A 15,448-nucleotide genomic window follows, 5' to 3' on the forward strand; every position below is an offset into this window, starting at 1 on the left:
TGGTTTGGGACCAGTGGGTCGGAGGTTCGAATCCTCTCTCGCCGACCAATTTTGAACCCCGCTTCGGCGGGGTTTTTTGTTTTCTGCCACTTTTCTTCCCTGTAGTGATTCCCCGACAGCACTCCATCTTATTGTCGCGATTCAGCGACATGCAACTTATTGAAAATAAAGTATTTTACAGAATGTGTGTTTTGCTGTCTCCTCCTGGCGACATATTTCTGTATTGAACGATACGTTGTCGGGCTTAAGACGACGCTCAACAGCATAATTTCCTTTTATCTTAAAATGTTGCGCCATGTAAAACTTCCTGGTGTCATGTTGGCACGTTACATGCAATAATATGCGTGTAGATGCTCATTCCATCTCTTATGTTCGCCTTAGTGCCTCATAAACTCAGGAATGACGCAGAGCCATTTACGGTGCTTATCGTCCACTGACAGATGTCGCTTCGGCCTCATCAAACACCATGGACACAACGTTGAGTGAAGCACCAAATATGTTGTCTTACAGACCTGTTTTAACGCCTGCTTTTATAGCAGGCGTTTTTTTATGCCTTATTCCCGATACCGGCGCATGATCAGGACAACCATCAGCAGGGCCGCTGACGAGACCGTATAGAGTGCCTGCACTGACCCGACCCTGGCAGCCACTATTGCTGCGATGCCGGTGAAAAGCGAGGCACTGAGCGTTTGCCAGCGCCAGGCTTTACCGCTGGCTGACGCAGTTTGCGTGCGATGAAAACTACTGAGTACAGCAAACGTGCCAGCCGCGAAGAGAACATTCGAGGCCAGATGTGCGATAAAGATCATCCCCAGCGCATATACCACCCACCCGGACAACAACGGCAGTATTCCATAAGCGGCCAAAAAGATGCCGAGACAAACGATGAGTCGCGGTGTGTGAACCACAAAGCGGGTAAGACTCTCTTTTTTTAACAGTAGGGGGGCCGCAAAGTTGCCCCATGCTCCTCGCGAAAAGCAGAGGCAGGGCAAGGCCCGCCGCATCCTGAGGGTGGAGTTGCTGCGCCAGTGCCGGAAGAAGCGCCATGGCCGGTGAGCCGACGGCTGCCAGCGCCGGCAGAATGAGCAGGCTGCGTTTTTGTCGAACGGTCAATGTCCCCCAGCGTAACGCCACCGGTACCTCCTTTTTGCCGGAGATCGGCAGCGCTGGCGCAGATAACCGGCGTCCAGCCAGCCACAGCAAAAACAGGGACCCGACAAAGCTGGCGGCATCAATCGCCAGCAAGGTAAACACGGATATCTTCTGGAACAACACTACGCCGAGTCCGGTGCCTAACAACACCTGCGAGGCAAAAATCACATTTTCCAGACAGGTTGCCGCAGGCAGTTCCGCTTCACTAAGGCCGCGCTTAAAAAGCAACGTCAACGCGGGCCAGCTCATCCCGCTGAGCAGCGCTTCGGTGGACTGCACGGCGAGTAGCGCGGCAATGCTGTGATAACCCACGCCAAGCAAGGGAAAGAGCAGGGCGAGCAAGCCCAGTGCTTCGGTCAGTATCAGCAGGGACAGGGGAGAATAGCGTGAGCATAGCTTTTCGCCGATCAGGCTGCCGATAAATCCCGGGATCGTAGCAAAAAGAAAAGGGAGGGTGAGCAGGGCGGGCGGGGCCGACCACGCTAACAGTAAACCAAAGACCACCACCTGGGTTAACCCATTCCCCAGCGAAGAAAAAATAAAGGCACAGGCAAGCAGGCGCAGCCAGCGATGGCAGCGTAGCGCTTCAATAAGCGCATACATAAGCGAGTTCATGACGATTTCCTTTCAAAAACGATTTAATCCACGCTGCAGAAAATGCGCGTGTGTGAAAAAAGGTTAATGAAAAGACATCGTTACATTGGCGGGTTCGTTTGCGGATTCGGGTGTAAAGAATGTAGCAGGAGAAAGGCGATAAAAAAAGGAGGCCGTCTGGCCTCCTTTTTATTTATTGCTGGCTGCCGTTATTTCGCAGCGTCAGCAATAATCCATCGCGGCGCATCGCTGCCGCCTCTTCCGGCTTATGCTGCTTGTCCAGCGTATCGGCAAGCCACGCATAGTCAAAGGCATCCGGACGCTGTTTCAGCGCCGCGCGGAAGGCAAGGCTCGCCTCCTGCCATTCGCCGTGCTTCATCAACGACTGACCGAGCGTACTCCACAGCAGCGGGCGATCGCCGACGGTTTTAATCTGCTGACGCAGCACTTTCTCGACTTGCTCAGGATTGTTGGTTTTCAGGCGCGGGATCACCATCACCAGACGATCGTCGTACTGACGCTTCAGACCGTCGAGGAGGATCTCCTGGGCGGTGTCATGATCGTCACATTCAATCAGATGTTCCGCCATTGCCACCTGCAGTGGAACCTGCTGGCGCGTTTTACGGCTCTGGTTCTTCCACCACGTTTTCAGACCGTCGCTGCCGAGATCGGCGCGCGCCTGGTCCATCAGGCCAATCCACGCCAGACGCTGAAGCTCATCACGGTGCTCATCATCACCAACATCGGCCTTCGCCATCGACGGAATGATGTCCAGCAGCGAGCCCCACGCGCCGGTTCGGATATAGGCCTGCTCGGCAAGACGCAGCACTTCCGGATGACGTGGCGCGACTTCCAGCAGGCGGTCGATACCGTGGCGTGCCGCGTGGTTCTCATTGCGTGCCAGCTGCAGACGTACGCGCGTAATTTCCACCGGAATCGGGTCGCCATGCGCCAGCTCAGCCGCCCGTTCCAGATGCTGATTGGCGCGGGCTTCATCACCGCGCTGCTGCGCCGCTTCGGCAGCAAGCAGGTAGTTCACCACCGGCTGCTCGGCATGGTCGGCGTTTTTCGACATCAGCTTTTCAACCTGCTGATAGTCACCTTCCGCGAGCTTAAGCAGCGCCTGTTCGGTCTGCTTACGGGCGCGGCGGCGCTTACGGCCAACGAACCAGCCGCGCGTATGGGCACCGGTGCGGAAAAGACGGCGCAGGACCCATTCGAGCGCAAACAGCACCACTACGCCGAGGATCAGAATGATCGTCAGGCCCGTTACGCTGGTTTCGATGTTGTAGTTATCGGTCTGGATCAGGACGTAGCCCTGATGACCGGCAAGCATCGGCCCCAGCACGATCCCGGCGATCAGCAGGACGAAGAGTAAGAGGACTTTTAGCATCGTTACTCTCCTTGCGGCGCGCTTTCAGGCGCCGGTGCGGAAGCAGGAGCGGGTGCCGCTCCGCCCGTCTGCTCTGCCGGTACGCCCGGCTGCGCCAGAAGATTGCGTACGCGAGTCTGCATCAGTTTTTCCAGAATCGGCTGGCTGGCCAGCTTATCCGGCACATTCATGGTGATGTTCTGCTGGCTCAGTTTATCAATGTCTTCAAGGAAGGCGGTGGTCGTCGCATCATCGGTGTTGTAGTAAGCGCGTACCCACGTTGAGACGTTATCCAGGGCCTGTTTGTAAGTCTCTTCCTGATGACGCGGCACGGCCTGAGCGGCCACCAGCAGGCGGGAACGAATATTTTCGCGCAGATAGACATCCTGGTTCGGCGCCAGCAGCGGGACCGCGGTTTCGTCGCGGCGGCGAATCGTGATAAAGCTGTCCATAAAGTTCTGCCAGCTTTTTTGCAGGTTCACGCGCCATTCGCTCAGGGAGCTGGAAAGCTCGGTCCCGTCGGAATCCATCGGGGAGTCGTCGTCGTTATTATCCGCCAACTGCAGGTTATCAATCTGATTCGAAAGCTGATTCACTTTAAGGATAATGCCGTCATAATCCACCTGCGAGACGGCAGAGAGGCTGGCGATGTCTTCGGTGATCGCGCGACGTGCGGTGATAAGGCTTGGATCGTTCATATCTGCCAGGCTTGCATCGGCGCTTTTCAGCAACGCAGCGGCAGTGGTGACATCCTGATCGCTCCAGAGCTTACGTCCGGCGAGCTTCACCAGGAAGTCAGCCTGCGAGAGCAACCAGGTTTTGGCATCGGTACCGGAGATCGTGGCGACCTTCTGCTGCACTTCGCCCAGCTGTTTGGTCAGTTCTTCCTGTTTGCTGTTCGCTTCGGCAAGCGCGGCGGCCTGTTGTTTAATCACCGATTCCAGTTCAGTTTTCTGCGTCTCCTGCGCTTTTTGCAGGGCGCTGAGCTGATTCACCAGCGCATCGCTGGTAGAGGTCTGGTTAGCGCTCTGTTGTTTTACCAGACCGTACAGACCCACCCCGGCTGCCAGCGCAATAGCGATGGCAATCGCGCTCAGCGTGAGGCTCGTTTTGTTGCTGCCGTTTTTCTTCTCAGCGGTTTTCTCAGTCGTCTCTGGCTGTGGCGTTGTCTCCACAGTCTCCCTGGTCTCTTCAACCACGGCGGAGGATTTATCGTGTTCCGTCATTATGGCTTCCCATTTGAGAGTTATTGTAATGCGCGCAGCAGCGCATCGTTGTCGGCGTTATCAGCGATCCGAATATCATGCCAGCCCAGCTCCCGGGCCTGGTTCGCCAGACGCTCACTGACGACCAGAAGCCGACAGTGGAGTAACCAGTTTTCACGATACCATTGCGGCACAAGTGACCAGAGCTGCTGCAGCATTTCACCGCTGGTCACGACCAGGGTATTAATGCCGCGCGTATGCCAGCGCATCGCCTCTTGTGCACCGTCATAATGTTTTGCACAACGCTGGTAGCATTCGCAGAACGTCACGTTAGCCCCGCGCTCCCGCAGCGTTTCACCAATCAGTTCGCGTCCGCCGTTACCGCGTAAAATCAGCGCACGTTTTCCGGCAATAGTTTGTAATTCAGGTAATTGTAGCAAGACTTCACTGATTTCCCGATCTAACGGGTAAGGAACGTCCGCGCCGCTTACGGTATGCAGCGCCAGTGCTGTTGTGCGGCCAATCGCGAAATAGCGGGGGGCAGTTGGCCAGGGCAGACCCTGCTGTTGCAGCTGCGCGTGGGCAAATTCCACGGCATGTTGCGATAACGCAAACAGCAGGTCACCGTCCTGAAGGGTATTCATCTGGTCGGCGAGCGCAGAGAGCTCCCGACCCGGGGAGAATTCAATCAGCGGAAAACTCCAGGCCACCTGCCCCAGTGCGCGCAGACGGCTCACTAATTGCTCTCCTGCGGGAGAAGGGCGGGTGACAAGAATACTCATGCAGGGGGTTCTCCATTATAAACGTCAGCCAGGATTTTGCGGGCGCCGTTATCCAGTAACTCTTCTGCCAGCGAGACGCCAAGCTGTTCGGCATCCTGCGCGTTACCACGACGTTCACCGCGCACCATCTGCGAACCGTCCGGAGCGCCGACCAGCGCGCGCAGCCACAGTTCACCATTCGTCAATTCAGCATAGCTGCCAATCGGCACCTGGCACCCCCCTTCGAGGCGGGTATTCATCGCACGCTCGGCTTTTACGCGGATAGCGGTCTCGTCATGGTTCAGCGGGGCAAGGAGCTTGCGGGTACGCGCATCGTCCAGACGGCACTCAATGCCGACGGCACCCTGGCCAACGGCCGGCAGCGACAGTTCTGGCGGCAGTGCCATGCGAATGCGTTCTTCCAGCCCCAGACGCTTCAGCCCGGCAACGGCGAGAATAATGGCATCGTAATCACCGTTATCCAGTTTGCCCAGACGCGTGCCGACGTTACCGCGCAGCGAGCGAATGATCAGATCGGGACGACGCGCCGCCAGCTGACACTGGCGACGTAAACTGGACGTGCCAACCACGCTTCCCTCAGGCAGCGCATCGAGCGAGTCGTAGCGGTTAGAGACAAACGCATCACGCGGATCTTCGCGCTCGCAGATGGTCACTAGCCCCAGCCCTTCCGGGAACTCGACGGGCACGTCTTTCATCGAATGTACGGCGATATCGGCGCGGTTCTCAAGCAATGCCAGTTCCAGTTCTTTGACAAACAGGCCCTTGCCGCCCACTTTCGCCAGTGGCGTATCCAGGATCACATCACCGCGCGTGACCATCGGCACCAGCTCGACGCGCAATCCACTGTGGCAGGCTTCAAGGCGCTGCTTAACATAATGTGCCTGCCAGAGCGCGAGAGGGCTTTGGCGTGTGGCAATTCTCAAAACATTGTCTAACATGCTTGTTACCGTCATTATCAATCGCCAACCATCCTAACATTGTTGACTCTGGGATGGCAGTTTTACGGTTGATGAAGAGTGAGAGGGACAAGGCGGCGTATTCGTCAGCCACAGCCGTATTAAGGAATTTACACGTACAGAACGGTGCTACACTTTGTATGTAGCGCAACTTTCTTTACGGTCAATCGGCAAGGTGTTAAATTGATCACGTTTTAGACCATTTTTTCGTCGGTACCAGCATAATGATAAGGCGAAAAAGGGTAACGGTTATCTTTTTGAAATACTGCGGGGCCCGCTGTTATTCGTGTTTTGAATAGCATGCGATACCCGGAAACATCAGGCGATACGTCTTGTACCTCTATATTGAGACTCTGAAACAGAGACTGGATGCCATAAATCAACTGCGTGTGGATCGCGCGCTTGCTGCTATGGGACCTGCTTTCCAGCAGGTTTACAGTCTGCTGCCGACATTATTGCACTATCACCATCCGCTAATGCCTGGCTACCTTGACGGTAACGTTCCCAAGGGCATTTGCCTCTTCACGCCTGATGAAACCCAACAGCATTATCTCAACGAACTGGAACTCTACCGCGGCATGCCGCCACAGGAGTCTCCGAAAGGTGAACTGCCGATTACCGGGGTTTACTCGATGGGGAGTACCTCATCGGTAGGGCAAAGCTGTTCGTCAGACCTCGACATCTGGGTCTGTCATCAATCCTGGCTCGATAACGAAGAGCGTCAGCTGCTGCAGCGTAAATGCAGCCTGCTGGAGAGCTGGGCGGCGTCGCTCGGCGTGGAAGTGAGCTTCTTCCTGATTGATGAAAACCGTTTCCGCCATAACGAAAGCGGCAGTCTGGGTGGTGAGGACTGCGGCTCGACCCAGCACATCCTGTTGCTGGATGAATTTTACCGTACTGCTGTGCGCCTGGCCGGGAAGCGTATTCTGTGGAATATGGTCCCGTGCGAAGAAGAAGAGCATTACGACGATTACGTCATGTCGCTTTATGCGCAGGGCGTACTGACGCCAAACGAATGGCTGGATCTCGGCGGTCTGAGCTCGCTGTCAGCCGAAGAGTACTTTGGCGCAAGCCTCTGGCAGCTCTATAAGAGCATCGACTCACCGTACAAAGCGGTGCTGAAAACGCTGCTGCTTGAAGCCTATTCCTGGGAATACCCCACGCCACGCCTGCTGGCGAAAGATATCAAGCAGCGTCTGCACGACGGGGAAATTGTCTCCTTCGGGCTGGATGCTTACTGCATGATGCTGGAGCGCGTGACCGAATACCTGAAAGCCATTGATGACACCACGCGTCTCGACCTGGTGCGTCGATGTTTCTATCTCAAAGTGTGTGAGAAATTGAGCCGCGAGCGCGCCTGCGTCGGCTGGCGTCGTGAAGTGGTCACGCAGTTAGTGAAAGAGTGGGGATGGGGCGAAGAGCGTCTCTCCATGCTCGACAACCGAGCCAACTGGAAAATCGATCAGGTGCGTGAAGCGCACAACGAACTGCTCGATGCGATGATGCAAAGCTACCGTAATCTGATCCGCTTTGCGCGCCGTAACAACCTCAGCGTTTCCGCCAGCCCGCAGGACATCGGGGTATTGACCCGTAAACTGTACGCCGCGTTTGAAGCGCTGCCGGGTAAAGTGACCCTGGTTAACCCACAGATTTCGCCTGACCTGTCAGAACCGAACCTGACCTTTATCTATGTTCCGCCGGGCCGCGCGAACCGCACCGGGTGGTATCTGTATAACCGTGCCCCCAGCATGGACTCGATCATTAGCCATCAGCCGCTGGAGTATAACCGCTACCTGAACAAGCTGGTGGCCTGGGCCTGGTTTAACGGCCTGTTGACCTCACGCACGCGCCTGTTCATCAAAGGCAACGAGGTGGTCGATCTCGCTAAACTGCAGGAGATGGTGGCGGATGTCTCCCACCACTTCCCGCTGCGCCTGCCTGCACCCACGCCGAAAGCGCTCTACAGCCCGTGCGAGATCCGCCATCTGGCGATCATCGTTAACCTGGAATACGACCCGACGGCGGCCTTCCGCAATCAGGTGGTTCATTTCGACTTCCGCAAGCTGGACGTCTTTAGCTTTGGCGAGCAGCAAAACTGCCTGGTGGGTAGCGTGGATCTGCTGTACCGCAACTCGTGGAACGAAGTGCGTACCCTGCACTTCAACGGCGAGCAGGCGATGATCGAAGCGCTGAAAACCATTCTCGGCAAGATGCACCAGGATGCCGCGCCGCCGGACAGCGTGGAAGTGTTCTGCTACAGCCAGCATCTGCGTGGGTTGATTCGTACCCGCGTGCAGCAGCTGGTCTCGGAATGTATTGAGCTGCGTCTCTCCAGTACCCGTCAGGAAACCGGCCGCTTTAAAGCGCTGCGCGTTTCCGGCCAGACCTGGGGCCTGTTCTTCGAACGTCTCAATGTGTCAGTACAGAAGCTGGAAAACGCCATCGAGTTCTATGGGGCGATTTCGCACAACAAACTGCATGGTCTGTCGGTACAGGTGGAAACCAACCACGTTAAGCTGCCGCAGGTGGTGGATGGTTTTGCCAGTGAAGGGATTATTCAGTTCTTCTTTGAAGAGTCGGGCGATGATGCTGGTTTCAACATCTACATTCTGGATGAGACCAACCGCGCCGAGGTTTATCACCACTGTGAAGGCAGTAAAGAGGAGCTGGTGCGCGACGTCAGCCGCTTCTACTCCTCTTCGCATGACCGGTTCACCTACGGCTCAAGCTTTATCAACTTTAACCTGCCGCAGTTCTACCAGATTGTGAACGTCGATGGCCGTGCGCAGGTGATTCCGTTCCGGACTCAGACCGTAACGCCTGCCGCCCCTGCCAATCAGGACACCGCGCCGCTGTTGCAGCAATATTTTTCCTGAGCCTTTTCGCTTGCCCGGTGGCGGCTACGCCTTACCGGGCCTACAACAGCTCGACGCCGTAGGCCGGGTAAGCGCAGCGCCACCCGGCAACAAAACTACCTGAAACGCACGTCTTCGCCCGCCTGCGCGGTCGCCGCCTGTTCCAGCAGATCCCAGAACGGTACGCCGCTGCGGTCGCAAACCCACTCCCCGTCTTTCAGATCGAAGTGATAGCCGCCCTGTCTGGCCGCCAGCCATACCTGGTGAAGCGGCTCCTGGCGGTTAATAATAATTTTGCTGCCATTTTCGAAGCTCAGGGTCAGAATACCGCCGTTGATTTCACAATCGATATCGCTGTCGCCGTCCCAGTCGTCAAGACGCTCTTCAATGGTCATCCACAGGCTGTCGGCAAGGCGATGGAATTCACTGTCGTTCATGGTTTTGTTCCTGTTTTTCGTGATGCCGGCAGTATAACCCTAAATAAATCCCGTTGCAGGAAAGCGGCAAACTCTTGCTTTTGTGTCTTCTCCTGCGATGATAGAAACAGATTTGAACTTACGGGCAACTTTATAATGAAAAACGCTTTCCGAACGCTTGCCGTTCTCATCACGCTGTTTAGCCTGACTGGCTGTGGACTAAAGGGACCGCTGTACTTCCCGCCAGCGGATAAAACCGCACCACCGCCGACGAAACCGGTGAACAGCGGCATTGAGTCCTCTACGCCAGATACTAACGATCGTGGCAACAACGGCGGCCCGACTCAGGTTAATCTCTGACGACAACGTTCTGTACCCGCGCAATGGAGCAAATGATGCAGTTCTCTAAAATGCATGGCCTTGGCAACGATTTTATGGTCGTCGACGCGGTAACGCAGAATGTGTTTTTCTCCCCGGAATTGATCCGCCGCCTGGCGGATCGGCATCTGGGCGTGGGGTTCGATCAACTGCTGGTGGTTGAACCACCGTACGATCCCGACCTCGATTTCCACTACCGTATTTTTAACGCGGATGGCAGCGAAGTGAATCAGTGCGGCAACGGCGCGCGCTGTTTTGCCCGCTTTGTCCGCCTGAAAGGGCTGACCAACAAGCGTGATATTCGCGTCAGTACGGCCAATGGTCGTATGGTGCTCAGCGTCACCGATGATGAGCTGGTGCGGGTGAACATGGGCGAGCCAAACTTCGAGCCTTCCGTCGTGCCGTTTCGCGCAAACAAAGCGGAAAAGACCTATATTATGCGTGCGGCCGAGCAGACAGTATTGTGCGGCGTCGTCTCAATGGGTAACCCGCACTGCGTGATTCAGGTTGATGATGTGGAAACGGCCGCCGTCGAAACCCTCGGCCCGGTGCTGGAGAGCCACGAACGTTTCCCGGAGCGCGCGAACATCGGTTTTATGCAGGTGGTGAAACGCGAGCACATCCGTCTGCGGGTTTACGAGCGCGGCGCGGGCGAGACGCAGGCCTGCGGAAGCGGCGCCTGTGCGGCGGTGGCCGTGGGCATCTCTCAGGGGTTACTGGCAGAAGAGGTGCGCGTGGAGTTACCAGGCGGTCGGCTTGATATCGCCTGGAAAGGACCGGGTCATCCACTGTATATGACTGGCCCGGCGGCACATGTCTATGACGGGTTTATCCATCTATGAAACAACCAGGGGAAGAACTGCAGGAAACAGTGACGGAACTGGACGACAGGGCTGTTGTTGATTATCTGCTGCGCAATCCTGAGTTTTTTATTCGCAATGCACGCGTCGTCGAAGAGATGCGCGTGCCACATCCGGTTCGCGGAACCGTGTCGCTGGTCGAATGGCATATGGCGCGCTCGCGCAACCACATCAATCAGCTTGAAGAGAACATGACGCTGCTGATGGAACAGGCGAGTACAAACGAAAGTCTGTTCTACCGTCTGCTCCATCTGCAGGCGCGTCTGGCGTCGGCGCACAGCCTCGAAGAGTTCCTCAGCCGCTTCCATCGCTGGGCGCGCGAGCTTGGGCTGGCGGGCGCAACGATCCGTCTTTTCCCTGACCGCTGGCGCATTGGCGCGCCGTCGGGATTTACCCATCTGGCACTCAGCCGTCAGGCGTTTGAACCGCTGCGCATTCAGCGTCTGGGTCATGAGCATCACTATCTGGGACCGCTGAACGGACCCGAACTGCTGGTGGTATTGCCGGAGGCCAAAGCGATTGGTTCGGTAGCGATGTCTCTGATGGGGCGCGATGGCGATCTGGGGGTCATCTTATTTACCAGCCGCGACGCGCATCACTACGAGCGCGGGCAGGCCACGCACCTGCTGCAGGAGATTGCCCTGATGCTGCCTGAGCTGCTGGAGCGCTGGATTGAGCGCGTATGATGGACGGATTGCTCGCCACAGACGTCTCCCGCTTTCTGCGCTATCTGGGCGTGGAGCGTCAGCTTAGCCCTATTACCCTGCTCAACTATCAGCGTCAGCTTGATGCCATCATGCAGATTGCCGACGAGATCGGCCTGAAAAGCTGGCAACAATGTGATGCTGCGACGGTACGCGGGTTCGTTGTGCGTAGCCGTAAAAAAAATCTCAGTCCCGCAAGTCTGGCGTTGAGGCTCTCCGCCCTGCGCAGTTTCTTCGACTGGCTGGTCAGCCAGGGAGGCTTAAAAGCCAACCCGGCAAAAGGGATCGCCACGCCGAAAGCTCCGCGCCATCTGCCGAAAAATATCGACGTTGACGACGTCAACCGCCTGCTGGATATCGATCTGAACGATCCGCTGGCCGTGCGCGACCGCGCGATGCTGGAGGTGATGTACGGTGCCGGGCTACGTCTCTCGGAGCTGGTTAACCTTGATGTAAAACATCTCGACCTGGAGACCGGCGAAGTGTGGGTGATGGGCAAGGGCAGCAAAGAGCGCCGCCTGCCGATTGGCCGCAATGCGGTCTCCTGGATTGAGCACTGGCTGGATCTGCGCGGGCTGTTTGGCGCAGAAGAGGATGCGCTGTTCCTGTCGAAACTCGGCAAGCGGATCTCGGCGCGGAACGTGCAGAAGCGCTTTGCGGAGTGGGGCATTAAGCAAGGGCTTAACAGCCACGTTCACCCGCACAAGCTGCGCCACTCCTTTGCGACACACATGCTTGAGTCGAGCGGCGATCTGCGCGGCGTGCAGGAACTGCTCGGCCACGCGAATCTGTCGACCACTCAAATTTATACTCACTTAGACTTTCAACACCTTGCCTCGGTGTACGACGCGGCGCATCCACGCGCCAAACGGGGGAAATAATGCGTTTTTACCGCCCACTCGGTCAGATCTCCGCCCTGACGTTTGACCTTGATGACACCCTTTATGACAACCGCGACGTGATCCTGCGTACCGAGCAGGAGTCGCTGGCGTTTGTCCAGAACTACCATCCGGCGCTGAAGACGATACAGAACAAGGACTTCCAGAAGCTGCGTCAGTCCCTGCGGGAGACCGAGCCGGAGATTTACCACGACGTGACCGAATGGCGTCGCCGCGCGGTTGAGCAGGCGATGCTCAACGCGGGGCTCAGCGTACAGGATGCGGCCATTGGGGCTGAAGCGGCAATGGAACACTTCGCCAAATGGCGCAGCCGTATCGACGTGCCGCAGGAGACCCACGACACGCTGACTGCCCTTGCCGAAAAATGGCCGCTGGTGGCGATCACCAACGGCAATGCCCAGCCGGAGCTGTTTGGCCTGAGTGATTACTTTGAATTTGTGCTGCGTGCGGGCCCCCACGGGCGCGCGAAGCCGTTTAACGATATGTACCATCTGGCGGCGGAAAAGCTGAACCTGCCGCTGGGTCAGATCCTGCACGTGGGGGATGACCTGACCACAGACGTGGCCGGAGCCATCCGCTGCGGCATGCAGGCCTGCTGGATCAAGCCGGAAAACGCCGACCTGATGATCGCCTCCGATAGCCGTCTTCTGCCACACCTGGAAATTTCGCGGTTGGCATCCCTCACGACGCTGATATAATCATCAATTGTTCTGTATAAATTAACAGGGTTTTGGCGAACGCTATTCGCCTGCCCGACATGACGTGACGGTGCCAATGGACGTTTCTTACCTGCTCGACAGCCTTAATGACAAACAGCGTGACGCGGTTGCCGCCTCGCGCACTAACCTGCTGGTGCTGGCGGGGGCGGGCAGTGGTAAGACACGCGTATTGGTTCACCGTATCGCCTGGCTGCAGAGCGTGGAGAACTGCTCGCCGTACTCCATCATGGCGGTCACGTTTACCAACAAGGCGGCGGCGGAGATGCGCCACCGTATCGCCCAGCTGATGGGCACCAGCCAGGGCGGCATGTGGGTCGGCACCTTCCACGGCCTGGCGCACCGTCTGCTGCGCGCGCACCATATGGATGCCAATCTGCCGCAGGATTTCCAGATCCTCGACAGCGAAGACCAGCTCCGTCTTCTCAAACGCCTGATTAAGGCGATGAACCTTGACGAGAAGCAGTGGCCACCGCGTCAGGCGATGTGGTACATCAACGGCCAGAAAGACGAAGGGTTGCGCCCGCACCACATTCAGAGCTTTGGCAACCCGGTCGAGCAGACCTGGCAGAACGTCTATAAGGCCTATCAGGAAGCGTGCGATCGCGCCGGCCTGGTGGATTTCGCCGAGCTGCTGCTGCGCGCCCACGAGCTGTGGCTCAACAAACCGCATATCCTGCAGCACTACCGCGAACGCTTCACCAATATTCTGGTGGACGAATTCCAGGATACCAACAACATCCAGTACGCGTGGATCCGCCTGCTGGCCGGCGATACCGGGAAGGTGATGATCGTGGGTGATGACGACCAGTCAATCTACGGCTGGCGCGGAGCGCAGGTAGAGAATATCCAGCGCTTCCTCAATGACTTCCCGGGCGCACAGACCATCCGTCTGGAGCAGAACTACCGCTCAACCAGCAATATCCTGAGCGCGGCCAACGCCCTGATTGAAAACAACAACGGGCGTCTGGGGAAAAAACTGTGGACCGACGGCGTCGATGGCGAACCGATTTCGATTTACTGCGCCTTCAACGAACTCGATGAAGCCCGCTTCGTGGTGAACCGCATTAAAACCTGGCAGGACAACGGTGGCGCGCTGGAACAGTGTGCCATTCTCTATCGCAGCAACGCCCAGTCGCGCGTGCTGGAAGAGGCGCTGCTGCAGGTGGGGATGCCATACCGCATTTACGGCGGTATGCGCTTCTTCGAACGTCAGGAAATCAAAGACGCGCTCTCGTATTTGCGCCTGATTGCCAACCGTAACGACGACGCGGCGTTTGAGCGCGTGGTCAACACGCCAACCCGTGGCATTGGTGACCGCACGCTGGACGTGGTGCGCCAGGCCTCGCGCGATCGCCAGCTGACACTCTGGCAGGCGTGCCGTGAGCTGTTGCAGGAAAAAGCCCTTGCCGGCCGCGCTGCCAGCGCCCTGCAGCGTTTCCTCGAGCTGATTGACGCGCTGGCGCAGGAAACGGCCGACATGCCGCTGCACGTGCAGACCGACCGGGTGATCAAAGACTCCGGCCTGCGCACCATGTACGAGCAGGAAAAAGGCGAGAAAGGCCAGACCCGTATCGAGAACTTAGAGGAGCTGGTGACGGCAACGCGCCAGTTCAGCTACAACGAAGAAGATGAAGACCTGATGCCGCTGCAGGCGTTCCTCTCTCACGCTGCGCTGGAAGCGGGCGAAGGGCAGGCGGACACCTGGCAGGATGCGGTTCAGCTGATGACCCTGCACTCCGCCAAAGGTCTGGAGTTCCCGCAGGTGTTTATCGTCGGTATGGAAGAGGGGATGTTCCCGAGCCAGATGTCGCTGGATGAAGGCGGACGCCTGGAAGAGGAGCGTCGTCTGGCCTATGTCGGCGTGACGCGAGCGATGCAAAAGCTGACGCTGACCTACGCCGAAACCCGCCGCCTGTATGGTAAAGAGGTCTATCACCGTCCGTCGCGCTTTATCGGTGAACTGCCGGAGGAGTGCGTGGAAGAGGTGCGTCTGCGTGCCAGCATCAGCCGTCCGGTCAGCCATCAGCGGATGGGATCGCCTATGGCAGAAACCGACACCGGCTACAAGCTGGGCCAGCGCGTGCGCCATTCTAAGTTTGGCGAAGGGACCATTGTGAATCTGGAAGGCAGCGGTGAGCACAGCCGCCTGCAGGTGGCGTTCCAGGGGCAGGGAATCAAATGGCTGGTGGCAGCCTACGCGAAGCTGGAAACTGTGTAACATTCAGAAAAATATCATTATTTTGTAATAATCTGCTAACCTTATACGTTGAAGGTCAATTAATGCCCTTCAGCGTTCCGTTGCGTGTTGACGCCACAGTTATAGCTGGCGTAACATGCGCGCACGATTACGCTAAGAGGACATTCGCCTTGGACACACCCAGTAGATACTGGCTCAATTCCCTGTCATCCAGGAACAACTCCTAAGGCTATCTCCTCTTGCTGATGGCCTTAGTGGTTGTCAGCGACTACATTATTCCCGTCGCGCTGAGTCAGGCTGTTTAATGGTCTGAAACCCAATTTGTTTCTGTGTGCCCACCGAACTGTCCGATTTTTTTT

General features: G+C 57.0%; 14 protein-coding genes and 1 pseudogene. 9 read left to right on the forward strand and 6 right to left on the reverse strand.

The features are described from left to right. Window positions 1-227: hypothetical protein (locus tag LDK53_RS21610; RefSeq protein ID WP_225288038.1), on the forward strand; the 227-nt coding region annotated here is incomplete at its 5' end. A 327-nt stretch (window positions 228-554) separates the two neighbouring features. On the opposite strand, the pseudogene LDK53_RS21615 reads toward LDK53_RS21610, so the two are convergent. The 5 genes and pseudogenes from LDK53_RS21615 to hemC form a co-directional block, all read right to left on the reverse strand. Beyond that, a pseudogene (locus tag LDK53_RS21615) lies at window positions 555-1,767 on the reverse strand (MFS transporter). Between the two features lie 172 nt (window positions 1,768-1,939). After that, window positions 1,940-3,139 (reverse strand): protoheme IX biogenesis protein HemY, encoded by a 1,200-nt coding sequence (gene hemY, locus LDK53_RS21620; RefSeq protein WP_045285577.1) that lies wholly within the window; start codon window positions 3,137-3,139, stop codon window positions 1,940-1,942. Between the two features lie 2 nt (window positions 3,140-3,141). Next, window positions 3,142-4,344 carry a uroporphyrinogen-III C-methyltransferase gene (gene hemX, locus LDK53_RS21625; protein ID WP_025757560.1) on the reverse strand — a complete coding sequence of 401 codons (1,203 nt, stop codon included), beginning with the start codon at window positions 4,342-4,344 and terminating at the stop codon, window positions 3,142-3,144. A gap of 20 nt (window positions 4,345-4,364) precedes the next feature. Beyond that, on the reverse strand, window positions 4,365-5,105 hold the full coding sequence (hemD, locus tag LDK53_RS21630; RefSeq protein WP_225288039.1) for a uroporphyrinogen-III synthase: 741 nt from the start codon (window positions 5,103-5,105) through the stop codon (window positions 4,365-4,367). Continuing rightward, the gene (hemC, locus tag LDK53_RS21635) at window positions 5,102-6,043 is read right to left on the reverse strand and encodes a hydroxymethylbilane synthase (protein ID WP_225288040.1); all 942 of its coding nucleotides are present in this window, start codon (window positions 6,041-6,043) and stop codon (window positions 5,102-5,104) included. The genes hemD and hemC overlap by 4 nt, the downstream gene beginning before the upstream one ends. Before the next feature lie 350 nt (window positions 6,044-6,393). Between hemC and cyaA the strand changes: the two genes are divergently transcribed. After that, on the forward strand, window positions 6,394-8,937 hold the full coding sequence (cyaA, locus tag LDK53_RS21640) for a class I adenylate cyclase (protein ID WP_025757556.1): 2,544 nt from the start codon (window positions 6,394-6,396) through the stop codon (window positions 8,935-8,937). Window positions 8,938-9,032: 95 nt separating this feature from the next. Here cyaA and cyaY read toward each other — a convergent pair whose 3' ends face one another. Further along, complete coding sequence (gene cyaY / locus LDK53_RS21645; RefSeq protein ID WP_225288041.1) at window positions 9,033-9,353, reverse strand: iron donor protein CyaY; 321 nt, start codon at window positions 9,351-9,353, stop codon at window positions 9,033-9,035. Window positions 9,354-9,488: 135 nt separating this feature from the next. Here cyaY and lptM point away from each other — a divergent pair, with 135 nt between their 5' ends. The 7 genes from lptM (at window position 9,489) to ysgD (ending at window position 15,316) form a co-directional block, all read left to right on the forward strand. Next, a complete protein-coding gene (lptM, locus tag LDK53_RS21650; RefSeq protein ID WP_013099260.1) occupies window positions 9,489-9,692 on the forward strand; it encodes an LPS translocon maturation chaperone LptM in 204 nt (67 codons plus the stop codon). 35 nt (window positions 9,693-9,727) lie between these two features. Beyond that, entirely contained in the window at window positions 9,728-10,552 is an 825-nt protein-coding gene (gene dapF / locus LDK53_RS21655; RefSeq protein ID WP_008501545.1) for a diaminopimelate epimerase, read from the forward strand. Next, entirely contained in the window at window positions 10,549-11,256 is a 708-nt protein-coding gene (locus LDK53_RS21660) for a DUF484 domain-containing protein (RefSeq protein WP_095442006.1), read from the forward strand. The genes dapF and LDK53_RS21660 overlap by 4 nt, the downstream gene beginning before the upstream one ends. After that, the gene (gene xerC, locus LDK53_RS21665; RefSeq protein WP_025757550.1) at window positions 11,253-12,155 is read left to right on the forward strand and encodes a tyrosine recombinase XerC; all 903 of its coding nucleotides are present in this window, start codon (window positions 11,253-11,255) and stop codon (window positions 12,153-12,155) included. Before LDK53_RS21660 ends, xerC begins: the two co-directional genes overlap by 4 nt. Next, on the forward strand, window positions 12,155-12,871 hold the full coding sequence (gene yigB, locus LDK53_RS21670) for a 5-amino-6-(5-phospho-D-ribitylamino)uracil phosphatase YigB (RefSeq protein ID WP_025757549.1): 717 nt from the start codon (window positions 12,155-12,157) through the stop codon (window positions 12,869-12,871). The genes xerC and yigB overlap by 1 nt, the downstream gene beginning before the upstream one ends. A 76-nt stretch (window positions 12,872-12,947) precedes the next feature. Continuing rightward, window positions 12,948-15,110: a DNA helicase II gene (gene uvrD / locus LDK53_RS21675; protein ID WP_025757548.1), complete on the forward strand. Its 2,163-nt coding sequence runs from the start codon at window positions 12,948-12,950 to the stop codon at window positions 15,108-15,110. 149 nt (window positions 15,111-15,259) lie between these two features. Continuing rightward, window positions 15,260-15,316: a YsgD/CorL family protein gene (gene ysgD / locus LDK53_RS21680; protein ID WP_212743980.1), complete on the forward strand. Its 57-nt coding sequence runs from the start codon at window positions 15,260-15,262 to the stop codon at window positions 15,314-15,316. Window positions 15,317-15,448: the final 132 nt, after the last annotated feature.

It is taken from the genome of Enterobacter sp. K16B (assembly GCF_020216105.1).
In the GTDB taxonomy this organism is placed as follows: domain Bacteria; phylum Pseudomonadota; class Gammaproteobacteria; order Enterobacterales; family Enterobacteriaceae; genus Enterobacter; species Enterobacter sichuanensis.

Bases quoted from the DNA above. Each gene is read 5' to 3' on its own strand.
- yigB (WP_025757549.1), top strand. From the start codon at position 12,155: ATGCGTTTTTACCGCCCACTCGGTCAGATCTCCGCCCTGACGTTTGAC.
- uvrD (WP_025757548.1), top strand. From the start codon at position 12,948: ATGGACGTTTCTTACCTGCTCGACAGCCTTAATGACAAACAGCGTGAC.
- hemC (WP_225288040.1), bottom strand. From the start codon at position 6,043: ATGTTAGACAATGTTTTGAGAATTGCCACACGCCAAAGCCCTCTCGCG.
- hemY (WP_045285577.1), bottom strand. From the start codon at position 3,139: ATGCTAAAAGTCCTCTTACTCTTCGTCCTGCTGATCGCCGGGATCGTG.
- hemD (WP_225288039.1), bottom strand. From the start codon at position 5,105: ATGAGTATTCTTGTCACCCGCCCTTCTCCCGCAGGAGAGCAATTAGTG.
- lptM (WP_013099260.1), top strand. From the start codon at position 9,489: ATGAAAAACGCTTTCCGAACGCTTGCCGTTCTCATCACGCTGTTTAGC.
- hemX (WP_025757560.1), bottom strand. From the start codon at position 4,344: ATGACGGAACACGATAAATCCTCCGCCGTGGTTGAAGAGACCAGGGAG.
- xerC (WP_025757550.1), top strand. From the start codon at position 11,253: ATGATGGACGGATTGCTCGCCACAGACGTCTCCCGCTTTCTGCGCTAT.
- LDK53_RS21660 (WP_095442006.1), top strand. From the start codon at position 10,549: ATGAAACAACCAGGGGAAGAACTGCAGGAAACAGTGACGGAACTGGAC.
- cyaY (WP_225288041.1), bottom strand. From the start codon at position 9,353: ATGAACGACAGTGAATTCCATCGCCTTGCCGACAGCCTGTGGATGACC.
- dapF (WP_008501545.1), top strand. From the start codon at position 9,728: ATGCAGTTCTCTAAAATGCATGGCCTTGGCAACGATTTTATGGTCGTC.